This is a genomic window from Pseudomonas sp. 1152_12, assembly GCF_052850675.1.
Genome location: NZ_VXCW01000003.1, coordinates 236,086 through 252,177, shown reverse-complemented (window position 1 = coordinate 252,177; position 16,092 = coordinate 236,086). Strand labels below are relative to the sequence as shown.

The 16,092-nt window shown below is 60.4% G+C and carries 13 protein-coding genes; 6 read left to right on the top strand and 7 right to left on the bottom strand.

The genetic code is table 11. The features are described from left to right. Nucleotide 1 precedes the first annotated feature (1 nt). A complete protein-coding gene (locus tag FW764_RS06550) occupies nt 2-1,417 on the bottom strand; it encodes an acetyl-CoA carboxylase biotin carboxylase subunit (RefSeq protein WP_003213442.1) in 1,416 nt (471 codons plus the stop codon). Nucleotides 1,418-1,612: 195 nt separating this feature from the next. Here FW764_RS06550 and FW764_RS06545 point away from each other — a divergent pair, with 195 nt between their 5' ends. Next, entirely contained in the window at nt 1,613-2,587 is a 975-nt protein-coding gene (locus tag FW764_RS06545; protein WP_446433251.1) for a LysR family transcriptional regulator, read from the top strand. Here FW764_RS06545 and FW764_RS06540 read toward each other — a convergent pair. From FW764_RS06540 to FW764_RS06530, 3 genes are all read right to left on the bottom strand, one after another. Beyond that, nucleotides 2,517-2,711: a PA3496 family putative envelope integrity protein gene (locus FW764_RS06540; protein WP_446433250.1), complete on the bottom strand. Its 195-nt coding sequence runs from the start codon at nt 2,709-2,711 to the stop codon at nt 2,517-2,519. The two genes, FW764_RS06545 and FW764_RS06540, sit on opposite strands and share 71 nt — an antisense overlap. A gap of 126 nt (nt 2,712-2,837) precedes the next feature. After that, complete coding sequence (gene hexR, locus FW764_RS06535) at nt 2,838-3,704, bottom strand: transcriptional regulator HexR (RefSeq protein WP_003213447.1); 867 nt, start codon at nt 3,702-3,704, stop codon at nt 2,838-2,840. 162 nt (nt 3,705-3,866) lie between these two features. Beyond that, nucleotides 3,867-6,740 carry an EAL domain-containing protein gene (locus FW764_RS06530; RefSeq protein ID WP_446433249.1) on the bottom strand — a complete coding sequence of 958 codons (2,874 nt, stop codon included), beginning with the start codon at nt 6,738-6,740 and terminating at the stop codon, nt 3,867-3,869. A gap of 279 nt (nt 6,741-7,019) precedes the next feature. Between FW764_RS06530 and uvrD the strand changes: the two genes are divergently transcribed. From uvrD to FW764_RS06515, 3 genes are all read left to right on the top strand, one after another. Then, nucleotides 7,020-9,203: a DNA helicase II gene (uvrD, locus tag FW764_RS06525; RefSeq protein ID WP_446433248.1), complete on the top strand. Its 2,184-nt coding sequence runs from the start codon at nt 7,020-7,022 to the stop codon at nt 9,201-9,203. A gap of 245 nt (nt 9,204-9,448) precedes the next feature. Continuing rightward, nucleotides 9,449-10,318, top strand: coding sequence for a Tim44 domain-containing protein (locus FW764_RS06520; RefSeq protein ID WP_446433247.1), 870 nt, complete (start codon nt 9,449-9,451; stop codon nt 10,316-10,318). 135 nt (nt 10,319-10,453) lie between these two features. Further along, a complete protein-coding gene (locus tag FW764_RS06515) occupies nt 10,454-10,861 on the top strand; it encodes an SMI1/KNR4 family protein (RefSeq protein WP_057023274.1) in 408 nt (135 codons plus the stop codon). 179 nt (nt 10,862-11,040) lie between these two features. On the opposite strand, the gene FW764_RS06510 is transcribed toward FW764_RS06515, so the two are convergent. Further along, entirely contained in the window at nt 11,041-12,804 is a 1,764-nt protein-coding gene (locus FW764_RS06510; protein WP_446433246.1) for a cation:proton antiporter, read from the bottom strand. Between the two features lie 292 nt (nt 12,805-13,096). On the opposite strand from FW764_RS06510, the gene FW764_RS06505 reads away from it, so the two are divergent. Further along, nucleotides 13,097-13,582, top strand: a complete 486-nt coding sequence (locus tag FW764_RS06505; protein WP_446433245.1) for an acyl-CoA thioesterase — start codon at nt 13,097-13,099, stop codon at nt 13,580-13,582. Between the two features lie 128 nt (nt 13,583-13,710). On the opposite strand, the gene pdxY is transcribed toward FW764_RS06505, so the two are convergent. After that, on the bottom strand, nt 13,711-14,583 hold the full coding sequence (pdxY, locus tag FW764_RS06500) for a pyridoxal kinase PdxY (RefSeq protein ID WP_446433244.1): 873 nt from the start codon (nt 14,581-14,583) through the stop codon (nt 13,711-13,713). Nucleotides 14,584-14,700: 117 nt separating this feature from the next. Here pdxY and FW764_RS06495 point away from each other — a divergent pair, with 117 nt between their 5' ends. Further along, nucleotides 14,701-15,096, top strand: a complete 396-nt coding sequence (locus FW764_RS06495) for a DUF3301 domain-containing protein (RefSeq protein ID WP_446433243.1) — start codon at nt 14,701-14,703, stop codon at nt 15,094-15,096. On the opposite strand, the gene FW764_RS06490 is transcribed toward FW764_RS06495, so the two are convergent. Further along, nucleotides 15,093-16,052: a CobW family GTP-binding protein gene (locus tag FW764_RS06490; protein ID WP_446433242.1), complete on the bottom strand. Its 960-nt coding sequence runs from the start codon at nt 16,050-16,052 to the stop codon at nt 15,093-15,095. The two genes, FW764_RS06495 and FW764_RS06490, sit on opposite strands and share 4 nt — an antisense overlap. Between the last annotated feature and the right edge of the window lie 40 nt (nt 16,053-16,092).

Below are 16,092 nucleotides of genomic sequence, written 5' to 3'. Positions count from 1 at the left end.
CTCACAGGCCTGCGTGGGCGGCGATGGCGGCGGCAATGGCCAGGGCCAGCTCTTCGGGTTTGCGCTTGATCGAGTAGTTGGTCAGCTCAGGATGGCTTTCCACAAAGCTTGTATTAAATTGGCCGCTGCGGAATTCCGGGTTGCGCAAGATTTCCTGGTAGTAGGCGGCTGTGGTCTTCACGCCTTGCAGGCGCATGTCGTCCAGGGCACGCAGGCCGCGGTCCATGGCTTCTTCCCAGGTCAACGCCCATACCACCAGCTTCAGGCACATGGAGTCGTAGAACGGTGGGATGGTGTAGCCGGTGTAGATCGCCGTGTCGGTGCGCACGCCGGGGCCGCCGGGTGCGTAGTAACGGGTGATCTTGCCAAAACTTGGCAGGAAGTTGTTCTTCGGGTCTTCGGCGTTGATACGGAACTGCAACGCGAAACCACGGTGCTGGATGTCTTCCTGTTTCACCGACAGCGGCAGGCCCGAGGCGATACGGATCTGCTCACGCACGATGTCGATGCCGGTGATTTCTTCGGTGATGGTGTGTTCCACCTGCACCCGGGTGTTCATCTCCATGAAGTACACCTCGCCCTCGGCGAGCAGGAACTCCACGGTGCCGGCGTTCTCGTAGCCCACGGCCTTCGCGGCGCGCACCGACAGGTCGCCGATGTAAGCGCGCTGCTCAGGGGTCAGCTGCGGGCTGGGGGCGATTTCGATGAGCTTCTGGTTACGGCGCTGGATCGAGCAATCACGCTCGAACAGGTGCACCACGTTGCCAAAGCTGTCACCGAGGATCTGCGCCTCAATATGCTTGGGATTGACGATGCATTTTTCCAGGAACACTTCCGCCGAGCCGAACGCCTTGGTGGCTTCGGATATAACGCGGGGGAACGCTTGTTCAAGTTCTTCGCGGCTGTTGCAACGACGGATACCGCGACCGCCACCACCGGAGGTGGCCTTGAGCATTACCGGGTAACCAATGCGGTCGCCTTCGGTCAGGGCTTCGGCGATGTCCGCAACGTTGCCTTCGGTGCCCGGCGTGACCGGCACACCGGCCTTGATCATGCTGCGGCGCGCTTCGGTCTTGTCGCCCATGCGGCGAATGACTTCTGCCGACGGGCCAATGAATTTGATGCCGCGTTCGGCGCAGATGTCCGCCAGCTCGGCGTTTTCCGACAGAAAACCATAGCCAGGGTGCAACGCATCACAACCGGTTTCCACCGCCAGGTTCACCAGCTTGCGCGGGTTGAGGTAACCGGCCAGGGGCTCGGCACCAATGCTGTGGGCTTCGTCGGCACGCTTGACGTGCAACGCATGGCGGTCGGCGTCGGAATAAACCGCGACCGAGCGAATGCCCATCTCGGCGCAGGCACGCACGATTCGTACGGCAATCTCACCACGGTTGGCGATCAGGATCTTTTTTATCACTTGGAAATTCCCTTGAGCCGATTGCTGCGTCTTCAACCCGCGGGTTCCGGGTCGGCGCGTGACCAAATGTTTCATGACAGTCGCGAGACACACACTATGCGCACCGGAGGATTAACAAAAATCAATAATTATTGGGTTGCGTATAAGTAAAGACTTATAGTTGACCTCAGAGTGGCGCTAATAAGGGTTCAAATAATGCGTAAGTCATTGATGCGTATGACATTGCGTCAATTGCAGGTTTTCAACGAAGTCTGTGATTTGCGCTCGTACAGCCGCGCAGCTGAAGAAATGTCACTCACACAGCCGGCCGTTAGCCTACAAATTCGTCAGCTGGAAGAGCTAATCGGCCAGCCGCTGTTCGATTACGTCGGCAAAAAGCTCTACATGACCGAGGCCGCCGAGGCCCTGCAGCGAGCCAGCCGGGATATTTTCGGGCGCCTGGAAAACCTCGATATGCAGCTATCGGACATGCAGGGTTCGCTGCAGGGCCAATTAAAATTGGCGGTGGAATCGAGCGCCAAGTATTTCGTGCCGCACCTGTTTGCCGCCTTCAAGCGCCAGCACCCCGAGGTGCAATTGCACCTGACCGTGGTCAATCGCGCCCAAGTGATCCGCCGACTTTCGGACAACCGTGACGACTTGGTCATCATGTCCATGGTGCCGCAGGACATGGGCCTGGAATTCTTGCCGTTTCTGAACAACCCGATTGTCGCCGTAGCGCCGCCCGACCATCCGTTGAGCCTGCAGGGCCCACTGCGCTTGCAGGACCTGGAACCTTACACGCTGCTGCTGCGCGAACCCGGTTCCGGCACGCGGCTGGCTTGCGAGGAGTATTTCAAGGAAAAGCGCGTGCACTTCACCCAGACGGTGGAAGTGGCCTCGGCCGAGGCACAGCGTGAGTGCGTGAATGCGGGACTGGGCGTGGCGTTGTTGACGCGCCACGCGGTCAACCTGGAACTGGCCACCGGCGGGCTCAAGGAGCTGCCGGTGGACGAACTGCCGCTGTACCGCAGTTGGTGCCTGGTGCAAGCCAAGGCCAAGCGCCTGTCACCGGTGGCCCATGCGTTCCTGGGCTTTATCCGCAGCGAGCGGGTGCAGATTAGCGCGCTGGCTGAGCGCTTCGCTGGGCAGCCGCGGGTGCCTGCCAATGCAGTTCCGGGTAGTCCGTGATGCTCTTGAGCAATTGGCGCTCCTCGCAACGGTCTTCGATTGCGCGACGGAACGCCATGCGACGCTGATCTTCTTGCTGACGACGGGTTTTGACGGTACTGCTGTCTTCGTATTGCCGGGCCATGTTTGAGTCTCCCAATGCGAGTACGGGGAGTTCAGGATGGCCTTGGGCGATGACGGTTTGGCGGCGCGAGGGTTACAGGACGATGAATCTTCTGAAATAAGCGCAAACCCAATGTGGGAGCTCGAATCAGTCGTCGAGGGCTTTGACGGACTTGGGCGACAACCGCAGGCTGCGCAAACTGCGCTTCACGCTCTTGAGGTGGTTGACCAGGCTCGGCCCGCGTGCCATTGCAACGCCCATGGCCAGCACGTCAATCACCACCAGGTGAGCGATGCGCGAGGTGAGTGGCGTGTAGATTTCGGTGTCTTCGTGCACGTCGATCGCTAGGTTGACGGTGGACAGCTCCGCCAATGGTGTCTGACTTGGGCACAAGGTGATCAGCGTCGCGCCGCTTTCACGCACCAGGTTGGCGGTGATCAGCAGGTCTTTGGAGCGACCGGACTGGGAAATGCAAATCGCAACGTCGGACGGCTTCAAGGTGACCGCCGACATCGCCTGCATGTGCGGGTCGCTGTAGGCCGCTGCGGTGAGCAGCAGGCGGAAGAATTTGTGTTGGGCATCGGCTGCCACGGCACCCGAAGCACCAAAACCATAAAACTCGACACGCTGGGCCTGGGACATGGCGGTCACGGCCTTTTGCAGCTCAACCGGGTCGAGCTTCTCGCGCACCTCCATCAGGGTGTGCAAGGTGGTGTCGAAGATTTTTAGGCTGTAGTCGGCGACGGAGTCGTCTTCGTGAATCGCAAACTGCCCGAAGCTCGCACCAGCGGCCAGGCTCTGGGCCAGCTTGAGTTTCAAATCCTGAAAACCCGAACATCCGATGGCGCGGCAAAAGCGCACGATAGTCGGCTCACTGATGCCCACGCTGTGGGCCAGGTCGGCCATGGAACTGTGCATCACGGCCGCAGGGTCAAGCAGCACGTGATCGGCAACCTTGAGTTCCGATTTGCGTAACAGGTGGCGCGACTGGGCGATATGTTGCAACAGGTTCAAAGGGCAGGACTCTTGTTATTGGCAGGTGCCAGGGATGTAGCAAGCTTGTAGTTATACTACAAGAATTGCTGTTTTGCCCGTCCGATGCATCACTAAATCGCCCTGATGCCCTTTGAATCAGCGGGCGACCGCGATGTAGCCACACGGGCGGCCCAGCGGTCTTTAAGGAAGGTCTGCATTTTTGCGTAACAATTCTGCCAGCCCTTGCGCCTCCATCGGCCTGCTGATCAGGTAGCCCTGCACCTCGTCGCAGCGTTCTGCCCGCAGGAAATCCAACTGCTGCTGATCCTCCACACCTTCGGCCACCACCTTGAGCGCCAGCCCATGGGCCATGGCGATAATGGCCCGTGTAATAGCCGCGTCCTCACGGCCTTGACCCAGGCCGCGAATAAACGCCTGATCGATTTTCACGTAGTCCACAGGGATACGTTTGAGGTAGCTCAGCGACGAATAGCCCGTGCCAAAGTCATCGATGGCCAGCTTCACGCCCAGGTCGCGCAGTTGCTGAAAAGTCGCGATGATGTGCTCGACGCTGTCGAGCAGTTGGCTCTCGGTCAGCTCCAATTCGAGGTATTGCGGGTCCAGGCCGGTTTCTTCGAGTACCTGGCGCACCAGGCTGACCAGCTTACCCTGGCGCAACTGATGCACAGAGAGGTTCACCGACACCCGAATCGGCGCCAGCCCCTGGCGCTGCCACTGGCACGCCTGCCAGCAGGCTTGGCGCAACACGAACTCGCCCAGCGGCACGATCAAACCGGTCTCTTCGGCCAGGCCAATAAAGTCGCACGGCGGCACCATGCCCCACTGCGGATGCTCCCAGCGAATCAGCGCCTCGGCGGCGTTCAGCTTGCCCGTGGCCAGGCACAGTTTCGGCTGGTAGAACACCATGAGCTGGCGCTCGTCGATGGCCTTGCGCAAGTGGTTCTCCAGTTGCAAACGTTCCAAGGTGCTGGCTTGCAGGCTGTCGGTGTAGAACTGGAAGTTATTGCCGCCCAGATGCTTGGCGTGCTGCATGGCCATGTTCGATTGGCTGACCAGCGCAGAAATTTCCCGCGCATTGTCCGGCAGCAGGCTGACACCCATCGAGGCGCTGACCACCAGTTCATGCCCCTCAATCGTCACGGGCACGCGTAGCTTTGCGAGCAGCCGTGTGGCCACACGCGCCAAACTCGACAGGTTACCGTAGGCGTCGAACAACACGGCAAACTCATCCCCGGACAAGCGCGCAATGGTGTCAGCCTCGGGCAAGGCGTTGATCAGCCTGCGTGACATTTTCTGCAACAGCTGGTCGGCCACTTCATGACCCAAGCTGTCGTTCAACAGCTTGAAGCGGTCGAGGTTGATATGCAGTAGCGCAAGGCTGCGCCCGCCCTGGCGCACGCGCTGGTGAGCTTCGCGCAAGCGTTCGCGAAACAGTGAACGGTTGGCCAGCCCCGTCAACTCGTCATAGTGAGTGAGGTAGCGCATACGCTCTTCGGATTCACGCCGCGCCGACAGATCGGCGAAGAAACCCACAATGTGGCTGACATGTCCCCGCGCATCGCGCACTACGTTTAGTTGCAGCCATTGCGGGTATAACTCGCCGTTCTTGCGTGTCTCCACCAGTTCGCCCTGCCAAGTGCCATGGCTGAGCAGCGCCTGGCGAATCAACGGAAAATGACGGCGGGCGTCACGGCTGCTGGGCAGTTCCACGACATTGCGGCCGATCATGTCCTCGATTTCAAAGCCGGTAACGCGGCTGAACGCCTGGTTGACGGCGATCAGTGCGTAGTTCGGGTCAAGAATCACGATGCCTTCGCTGGCAGCCTCAAATACCGTCGACGCCAAGCGCTGCTGTTCTTCCAGGGCTTTGTCGGCGCTGATATCGCGGCGCGTGCCGAGCATGCGCGTGACCCGCCCGTTGGGCGCGCGCTCCACGGCACGGCCGCGGTCTTCAATCCACACCCAATGGCCGTCACCGTGGCGCACACGGTATTCAACCTGGTAGTCCTCGCTGCGGCCTTTCAAATGCTCCACCAGCGCGCGCTTGAGCAGCGGCAAGTCGTCGGGGTGCAGGCGCGGCTTCAGGTGGCTGAGCATCGCCGTGACGTACTCAGGCTCCAGACCGAACAGCTCCTTGAGCTGGGTGTGATGGACTTCGTCGGTTTGCAGGTTCCAGTCCCACAGGCCCAGTTCGCTGGCTTGCAACGCCATGGCCAGGCGCGCTTCGCTTTTGTTCAGGGCCAGGCTGGCAGCGTCGAGCTCCTGGCTGCGTTGCGCCACGCGGTCTTGCAGGCCGATCTGGGCTTCGCGCAGCTCCTGTTCGACCTGGCGGCGCTGTTCGACTTCGCGTACCAAGTCCTGATTCAACTGCTCGCTACGCTGCTGCGCCTGTTGAAGATGCTCGATCAGCGCGTGGTTCTGGAAGCGGCGCAACAAGCCACGCTGCATCAGGCGGTTGACCTGCCACGCGACCAGACTTAAAGAGCCCAGCAGGATCAGGCCGAGCACGCCCCAACCTTGCTGCTGTGCGGTGCCGTTCCAAAACAGAGAGAGGATGACCGGCACCAGACACGGCACCGCAAATGACAGGAACGCGGGCAGGCTTACCGCATAGGCGACGCTGGCCGACAGTGTCGCCGCGCCAATCAGGCCGAACACCCAGGCCTGATGCATGAAGCTGTCCGCTGGCACCAAGGCAATGGCAGCGGTGGCCAGGGTCAGGCCGCTGATCGCCGAGCCAAGCATGAACATGCGTCGCCAGATCGGTTGGGCCTGGCGGCTGGGCATGGCCGAATCAAAGGCGGCTACTTGGATAACGCGCAGGGCCACGAGGGCGAGCAGCCAGACCAGCCAAATACTGTCCAACAGGTATTGCTTGGGGTTCCACAACAACCAGGCGCAGACCAGGCCGTTCACCAACATCAATAAAGTCGGCAGCAATGACCCTTGGTACAGCAGGCGTGTGCGTTCGACCGACATCTCGGTTGCGTAATATTTACGGATGACTTGCGCAGGCGCCGCCGAGGGGCCGAACAGGTCGGGACTGAGAGTCATAGGCAGTGTTCTTATAATGGTGAGCCCGAAACGTGGACGGAGCATACACAAGCAAGCGCGCGGGCCAAACTGCTCCACGTCATAAAACCCGCGCGATAAACCGCCGCAAACCTCGGAGCCAGACAGCTTGAGCGAGACGCTGCGCGGCCTGCGGCCTATGACCGACCGGTCATCATCCTCAGCAGAATGTTTCCCCTGCCCGAATCGCTACGGACGTTTTCTGCCGACCACCCGGCATTGGGATTTGCCCCACTCCCCCGGGCACCCTAGAATGCGCCGATGCGCGATGATCTCTCCCTTTTGCTGAACTCCCTCAACGATGCCCAACGCCAGGCCGTAGCAGCCCCCGTTGGCCGTCAGTTGGTCCTGGCCGGTGCTGGCTCCGGTAAAACCCGAGTGCTGGTGCACCGTATCGCCTGGTTGATCCAGGTCGAGAACGCGTCCCCGCATTCCATCCTGTCGGTGACCTTCACCAACAAGGCCGCTGCCGAGATGCGCCACCGCATCGAGCAACTGATGGGCATCAGCCCGGCCGGTATGTGGGTGGGCACCTTCCACGGTCTGGCGCACCGCCTGCTGCGGGCGCATTGGCAGGAAGCGGGCCTGAGCCAGACCTTCCAGATCCTCGACAGCGACGACCAGCAACGCTTGGTCAAGCGCGTGATCCGCGAGCTGGGCCTCGATGAACAGCGCTGGCCCGCCCGCCAGGCGCAGTGGTTTATCAACGGCCAGAAAGACGAAGGCCTGCGCCCGCAACATATCCAGGCCAGCGGCGACTTGTTCCTGGCCACCATGCGCAGCATTTATGAAGCGTACGAGGCCGCCTGCGTGCGCGCTGGTGTGATCGACTTCTCTGAGCTGCTGCTGCGCGCGCTCGACCTTTGGCGTGACAACCCAGGCTTGCTGGCCCATTACCAGAAGCGCTTCCGGCACGTCCTGGTGGACGAGTTCCAAGACACCAACGCCGTGCAATACGCCTGGCTGCGCTTGCTGGCCAAGGGCGGCGACAGCTTGATGGTGGTGGGCGACGACGACCAGTCAATCTATGGCTGGCGCGGCGCGAAAATCGAGAACATTTACCAGTACTCCGACGACTTCCCGGACGCGATCACCATCCGTCTGGAGCAGAACTACCGCTCCACCGCCGGGATCCTCAAGGCTGCTAACGCGCTGATCGCCAATAATACCGGGCGCATGGGCAAAGAGCTGTGGACCGACGGCGGCGAAGGCGAAGCGATCAACCTATATGCCGCCTTCAACGAGCACGATGAAGCACGTTATGTGGTGGAAACCATCGAAAGCGCGCTGAAAACCGGCTTGGCGCGCAGCGATATTGCGATTCTGTACCGTTCCAACGCCCAATCCCGCGTGCTGGAAGAAGCGTTGCTACGCGAACGCATCCCGTACCGCATTTATGGCGGCCAGCGCTTCTTCGAGCGTGCGGAAATCAAGAACGCCATGGCCTACCTGCGCCTGCTGGAAGGGCGTGGCAACGACGCGGCGCTGGAGCGGGTGATCAATATCCCGGCGCGTGGCATTGGCGAGAAAACCGTCGAGGCCATCCGCGACCACGCGCGCCACGCCGATGTGTCGATGTGGGAAGCCATGCGCTTGCTGATCGCCAATAAAGGCCTGACCGGCCGCGCCGCCGGTGCCTTGGGTGTGTTTGTCGAGCTGATCGAGAACCTGGCCGCCAAGTGCGCAGAAATGCCGCTGCACTTGATGACCCAGACCGTGATCGAACAGTCCGGACTGATTGCCTATCACGAAGCGGAGAAAGGCGAGAAAGGCCAGGCCCGGGTAGAAAACCTCGAGGAACTGGTCAGCGCCGCTCGCGCGTTCGAAAACACCGAGGAAGATGAAGAGCTGACACCGCTCGCCGCCTTCCTCGGGCATGCGTCGCTGGAAGCTGGCGATACCCAGGCCGATGAGCATGAAGACAGCATCCAACTGATGACCTTGCACAGCGCCAAGGGCCTGGAGTTCCCGTACGTGTTCCTGGTGGGCATGGAAGAAGGCCTGTTCCCGCACAAGATGAGTCTGGAAGAGCCCGGCCGCCTTGAAGAAGAACGCCGCCTGGCGTACGTGGGCATCACCCGTGCCATGCAGAACCTGGTGATGACCTACGCCGAGACCCGACGCCTGTACGGCAGCGAGACCTACAACAAGGTGTCGCGCTTCGTACGTGAAGTGCCGAAGGGACTGATCCAGGAAGTGCGCCTGTCCAACAGCGTCAGCCGCCCATTCGGCGGCGGCCAGCAGCAGAGCTCCAGCAGCCTGTTTGCCGGCTCCGAAATTCCGGAAACGTCATTCAGCCTTGGCCAGCAAGTCAAGCATGCGATCTTCGGCGAGGGTGTGATCCTCAACTTCGAAGGCGCCGGCGCCCAGGCACGGGTGCAGGTGAACTTCGCCGAAGGCAGCAAGTGGCTGATGATGGGTTACGCGAAGCTCGAAGCCGTCTGAAACACCTTATGTAGCGAGGGAACTTGCTCCCTCGCTACATAAAGCCCACCCGATGAGACGTCGATTTACATGAAGGTCATTGGCTTGCCCTTGTTTTTGCAGGCGACGGGCCAATATCTGCAATTAGTCCTACAGCCCCTTCGGAATCGGTCTTACGCAAAAGCCCGAAACATTATGCCGCTAGCCAGTGTCACGACACCTGTGCAACATGGCGCGCGTGCAATCCACAAATGGGAATTCCCTTTATGAAACGTTTTCTTAGCATCGCCATGGCGTTGTGCATCGGCCTGACGATGAGCCTCGACGCCAACGCCAAGCGCTTCGGTGGCGGCAAAAGCATGGGCTCGGCACCGACTCACCAGACTAGCCAAATGGCTCCTTCCGCCGGTGCCGGCGGCGCTGCGGCTACCGCGGGCGCAGCCGGTGCGGCTGGCGCGGCTGCCAAAGCTGGCGGTGCTTCGCGCTGGTTGGGCCCTCTGGCCGGTATCGCTGCCGGTGGCCTGCTCGCTTCCATGTTCATGGGCGGCGGCTTCCAGGGTATGCAGATCTTCGACATCCTGATCATGGCGGTCATCGCCTTCCTGATCTTCCGCTTTATCGCCGCCCGTCGCCGCAAGCAGCAGGAGCACTTGGCTCCAGCCGGCGCGCCGATGCAGCGTGAAGCGTTCGAGCAAAAACCAGCCATGGGTTCGATCTTCGGCGGTTCGGCTGCACCTGCTGCCGCTCGTCCGGTGATCAACGCACCGGCCTGGTTCAATGAAGAGCGTTTCGTCGAAGCGGCCCGCAGCCACTTCCAGTCCCTGCAGCAACACTGGGACGCCAACGAAATGGACAAAATCTCCGAGTTCGTAACCCCGCAACTACTGGAGTTCCTCAAACGCGAACGCGCTGATTTGGGCGATGCGTTCCAGTCGACTTACATCGACGACCTGCGCGTACAGCTGGAAGGTGTGGATGATCGCGCCGACAAGACCATCGCAACGTTGACCTTCAGCGGCGTGTCGAAGACTTCGCGTTTCGACCAGGGTGAAGTGTTCAGCGAAAGCTGGAACATGGAACGCCCACAAGGCGAGAACCAGCCCTGGCTGGTCGCCGGTATCCGCCAGAACGGCTGATAACCGCACGCTTGAGCACTTGGTAGCAAAAACCCCGGACATGTTCCGGGGTTTTCTATTTCGCGGTTGCACTTATAGCGAGCTACTGTATAAAACGCCCTATTAACCGCGCCAACTAGCAAGAGGATCCCGGCCGTGGAAGAAATCATCGAACAATTGCGTGAAGCCAACGAACCGGTCCCGGTTCCTCTGGAGCTGCCTGACGAAGACCAACTGGTGGAAATCGAGGAACAACTGTTCATCGACATCCCGTTTGTCTTCCGCGAGTTCCTGCTGACCGTCAGCGACGTGGTGTATGGCAGCCTGGAGCCGGTGACTGTCACCGACCCGCAGTCTCACACCTACCTGCCGGAAGTAGCCGCCAACGCCTGGGATGCCGGCGTTGACCGTAGCATGATCCCGATTTGCCAGGATGGCGACGACTACTACTGCGTCGAAGAGGACGGCACCGTGGTGCTGTGGTCCGGCGAAGAAGAACTGGTCACCGAAGAAACTTGGGAGTCGGTGTGGCACTGGGCGCGGGACGTCTGGCTGGAAAGCTGATACCTCAAGGCTTTTGTGGCGAGGGAGCTTGCTCACGCTGGGCTGCGAATCGGCCCCAACCAGGGCGACGCGTTTTTCCAGGTGTGGCGAGGTGACTGTTTTAGGGCTGCAGCGCCCCCAGCGCGAGCAAGCGCGCTCGCCACAACAACCTCGCTCACCCAATGAATACGCCGCCCGCCTTAATGCTCCGGCGTATCTTTGTGGTTATCCAGGGTCTCCAGCAATGCGACCTGCATCCGCGTATGCACGCGGATAAACCATCGCCAGAGCACCGCCGCCACCGCTGCCGCCACCACAGCGATCAGCACCAGCAACTTGTTGGTCGGCAAAATACTGGCCGACAAGGCTGCCAGTAGCAGGAAAATCAACAACAGCGAGAGGATGGGGATCAGTTCGGCGATCACTCGGCGTACACGCTGGGTATGGCGCCCGGCCATTTCCGGCTTCACGCTCATCTCTGCCAGCAACATCGACAACGCCTTGAGCTTGCGATACGCCGCGATCAAAAACGGCAGCGACAACAGCAACGCCCCACCCCAGATCAATGCCTTCTGCCAACTTGGGTCGCTGATCCAACCCTCCAGATATCCGCCGATGCGCGCCGCGAAAAAGCTACCAGTAAAGAAGATCGCCACCACCAACGCCAGGTTTACCCCCACTTGCAGGATGATCTTGCGAATCATCGACGCCAGCATTGCGCCCTCACCCTGAGGCTGAATGCTGCGCAGCCATTCGCCATACATGCCGAACACCCGGCTCATGCGCTTGGGCATCAAGGCCGCAATCTTCAACGACAACGGGTCGGCGCCCCGAATCAGGTACGGCGTGAGCAGCGTGGTGATTGCCGACACGGCCACGGCCACCGGATAAAGGAAATCGCTGGTCACCTGCAAGGTCATGCCGAGCGCGGCGATGATGAAGGAAAATTCGCCTATCTGTGACAGCCCCATGCCCACCCGCAGCGAGGTGCGGCCGTCGTTGCCGGCAATAAACGCCCCCAGGCCGCAGGACAACATCTTGCCCAGTACCACCGCCACGGTAATTACCGCGATCGGCCACGCATACTGCAGCAGGATCTGTGGGTCGATCATCAGGCCAATCGCCACAAAGAAGATCGCGCTGAACATGTCGCGAACGGGCTCGATCAGGTGCTCGATCTTAATCAGTTGACGAGATTCGGCCATGATCGCGCCAATCAGGAACGCGCCCAGCACCATGCTGTATTCGAGCTTCACCACCAGCAGGCAGAAGCCGAAACACAGGCCCAATACGGTGATCAACAGCATCTCGTTACTTTCGAACTTGGCCACGTAGGCCAGCAGACGCGGCACCAGCAGAATGCCAATCACCAGTGCGACGATCATAAACAGCGAGAGCTTGCCGACGGTGGAGAACACCTCGCCGGAACTGACCGTACCGCTGACGGCAATGCTCGACAGCAAGGCGATGATGCCAATACCGAGGATGTCCTCGACGATCAGCACGCCGAAAATCAGCTGGGCGAAGCGCTGGTTTTTCATCTTCAGATCGTTAAGGGCCTTGACGATGATGGTGGTCGAGGAAATCGCCAGGATCGCGCCGAGGAACAGCGAGTCCATGGTGTTCCAGTCAAACCAGCGGCCGATTTCGTAGCCGATCCAGATCATCAGGATGATTTCAAGGAACGCGGCGATAAACGCCGTGGCACCAACCTTGAACAGCTTGCGCAGGCTGAACTCCAGGCCCAGGCAGAACATCAGGAATATTACGCCGAGTTCGGCGAGGGTCTTGATCGTGTCTTCGTCGTGGATCAGGCCGAACGGCGGAGTGTGAGGGCCGATGATGAACCCGGCGACGATATACCCGAGTACCACCGGTTGCTTGAGGCGGTGAAACAAGATGGTAACAACCCCGGCCACTAGCATGATCACGGCCAAGTCCTGAATAAAGCTAATGGCGTGCATGGCGAGAGGCTCCTTGAGGGTACTGACGCTTTTCCCACTTTCGTACGTGCCTTCGAACGGTCGCAAAGAACCGAAGGAAAAGTCGGCCTTGGTCGTAAGAAATGCCCTGAGACGAGCTTTTCAAGGTTAACACCACGACTTCCGGCAGAAAGCCGGTGCAATATATGGAAACAGATCGGTGCACGCGTGACGGCAAGCCGCCCGCCGGCGTCCCGATAGGGAGAGCGCTGTAAAGATTCCAGCACCCACAGAGGTGCCTCCCCAACCGATGCCTACAACCCGTGAGTGTGCTATGGAACCCGGAAACGCCCAGCTGTCGATGACGGTATTGATGACCCCTGACATGGCCAACTTCTCAGGCAATGTGCACGGCGGCACCCTGCTCAAGTACCTCGACGAAGTAGCCTATGCCTGCGCGAGCCGTTATGCCGGGCGGTATGTGGTGACCTTGTCGGTGGACCAGGTGATTTTTCGTGAGCCGATCCATGTCGGCGAGCTGGTAACCTTTCTCGCCTCGGTCAACTACACCGGCAACACGTCGATGGAAGTGGGTATAAAGGTGGTGACCGAGAACATCCGCGAGCGCTCGGTGCGCCATACCAACAGCTGCTTCTTCACCATGGTGGCCGTGGACGACCAGCGCAAACCCGCCGTCGTACCGCCGCTGCAGCCGCAGAACAGCGAAGACAAGCGCCGGTTCGTTCAGGCGCAGCAGCGTCGGCAGGTTCGCCAGGAGCTGGAAAAGCGCTACCGGGAAATCAAGGCCGACGCGCCGTAAATCCCAAGCTTTAAACCGAATCAAATGTGGGAAGGGACTTGCTCCCGATGGCGGTGGGGCAGCCCCTGCATGGATGACTGATGCCCCGCTTTCGGGAGCAACCCCCTTCCACATTGGGTTTTGGGCGATTACAGACCGATTGGCGTAGCCTCGAAGCGTACACGGGGATGGGCGATGCGAGCCTGGGCACGCACCAGTTCCAGTTCATAACTGGCGCACGCCTGGGTTTCGAGCAGCACTTCATGCACCGCTGCCGCCGTGAACTCGAACGCCGCCAACAGGCTGTCGCCCAATAGTACGCGCGCCAGGAACAAACCCGACGTCAGGTCGCCCACGCCCACCGGTTGACGTGGGAACGCCAGCAGCGGCCGACGCAAGTGCCAACTGCCATCAACCGTCACCAGCAGCATCTCAAAGCCATCCGGCAGTTTGCCCGGATAATCCAAGTGTTTGACCAGCACCGCCTTGGGTCCGCGTGCCAGCAACGCCTTGGCCATACCCAGGCAATCGAACAGTGACTGCGGCTTGCGCCCGGCAAAGCTGTCCAGCTCCAGCTGGTTGGGGCAGAGGAAATCCGCCATGGCCGCCGCCTCGTCCAGCAGGAAATCGCTGACTTCCTGGGGCACGATGCAGCCCTTTTCCGGGTGGCCCATCACCGGGTCGCACAGGTATAAGGCCTTGGGGTTGATGGCCTTGATGCGCGCCACGCCGGTGAGAATTGCACGGCCCTGGTCGGCACTGCCGAGGTAGCCAGACAGCACCGCATCGCAGTTACCCAGCTCGCCAATCGCGGCAATGCCTTCTACCAGCGCCGGAATTTGCTGCGACGCCAACACTTCACCCGCCCACTGACCATACTGGGTATGGTTGGAGAACTGCACCGTGTTGAGCGGCCAGACGTTCACCCCAACCCGCTGCATGGGGAATACGGCGGCACTGTTTCCGGCGTGGCCAAAGACCACATGAGACTGGATCGCAAGCAGATGAGGTGTGCGTTTCATGCGGGAGATTTCCGTAAATCCGTTGAAATTCTAGCCGCGCAGTATGCGACTAAACACAGCCTATACGACAGGCCAGCGACACAGTTAAGCTGCTCTCACTTTGTTGGAGTTCATCGCATGCTAACCCTGGGAAACATCTTTGTGTTGATGCTGCTGGCGACCTGCGCCGCTTGGGTGTGGCACAACCACGGCATGCGCGAGCGAGCGCTGGCGCGGGTCAAGCAGCATTGCGCCAAGCTCGATATCGAGCTGCTTGACGGCGCGGTGGCGTTGAAGCGCATCGGTTTTGTGAAGGATGCCAATGGCCGGCGCCGTCTGGCGCGCATCTATAACTTTGAGTTTACGGTGACCGGCGAAGCTCGCCATCCCGGGACGATCACCCAGTTCGGTGCTCACAGCGCGCAGATCGAACTGGCGCCCTACCCGTTCGAGATCAAGACACCGCTGCCCAGCGCTGAAGTAATCGAGCTAAGCCAGTGGCGCCAGGATCACGCGACCAAGAATCGTCACTAACGGCAGGCGGCGAGCGCGCTCTGCAGTGCGGCCACGTCCTGTGGCAGGCTGAAGATCAACTCAATACGTGAGTCGCGGCGCCATTCGCTGGGTTGCCAGGTGAGGGAGCTGTTATCCACAGCGTTAACGCTGCGCCAACCTTCGGTGCTGTGGATAACCAGTTTGGCGCGGCGCCAAGCGAGACTTGTCAGCCATTGATGCAAGCGCTGAGTGTCGAATTGCTGGCTCGGATGCCAGCGCCATCCAATACTCCAGCCGCCTTCTTGCGCCTGACTGAGGCAGATGGGCTGCGCAGGGTCAGTCCAGACAGCCGGCAACTGCGCCAAGCCTTTGGGCACTTCGACGTTATCCACAGCCGCGCTGGCCTGCGCAGTCAGGCCCGGCAACCGCTCAAGCGGCAATTGAGCCTGGTGCGTCCAGTAAAGCGGGCAGCCGGGTAATTGCTGTTCAATGGCCTGGCGCTGCGCGGCATCCAGCGACTCATCCTTGTTCAACACCAACAGCCCGGCACTGGCCAGCGTCTCGCGTTGCGCATCAGGCAAAGGGTTGCCCGCCGCCAGCGCCTGCGCATCCAGTACCAGCACGCACGGCTGGACTGCCAGAACGGCCTGCCACGGCGCTTGCCGCAGTTGTTTGAGCAACTGCGCCGGATGGCCAAGGCCCGAGGGTTCGATAAACAGCCGATCCGGCTTAGACTTACGCAGCAGGCGGCCCAGGCCTATTTGGAAAGGTGCGCCATTCACACAACACAAACAGCCACCGGCTACCTCGCCCAGGGCAATGCCGTCGTCATCCTGGGTCAGCAAGGCGGCGTCCAGGCCGATCTGCCCGAACTCGTTGATCAACACCGCCCAGCGCTCGTTGGCCGGGCGTTGGGCAAGCAGGTGCTTGATCAGGCTGGTCTTGCCGGCGCCCAAAGGCCCGGCAATCACGTGGGTGGGAATGTCCTGCAGCATGTTGGGCATCTTTCAGACCGTGTAGAGCGTTTGATCCTAC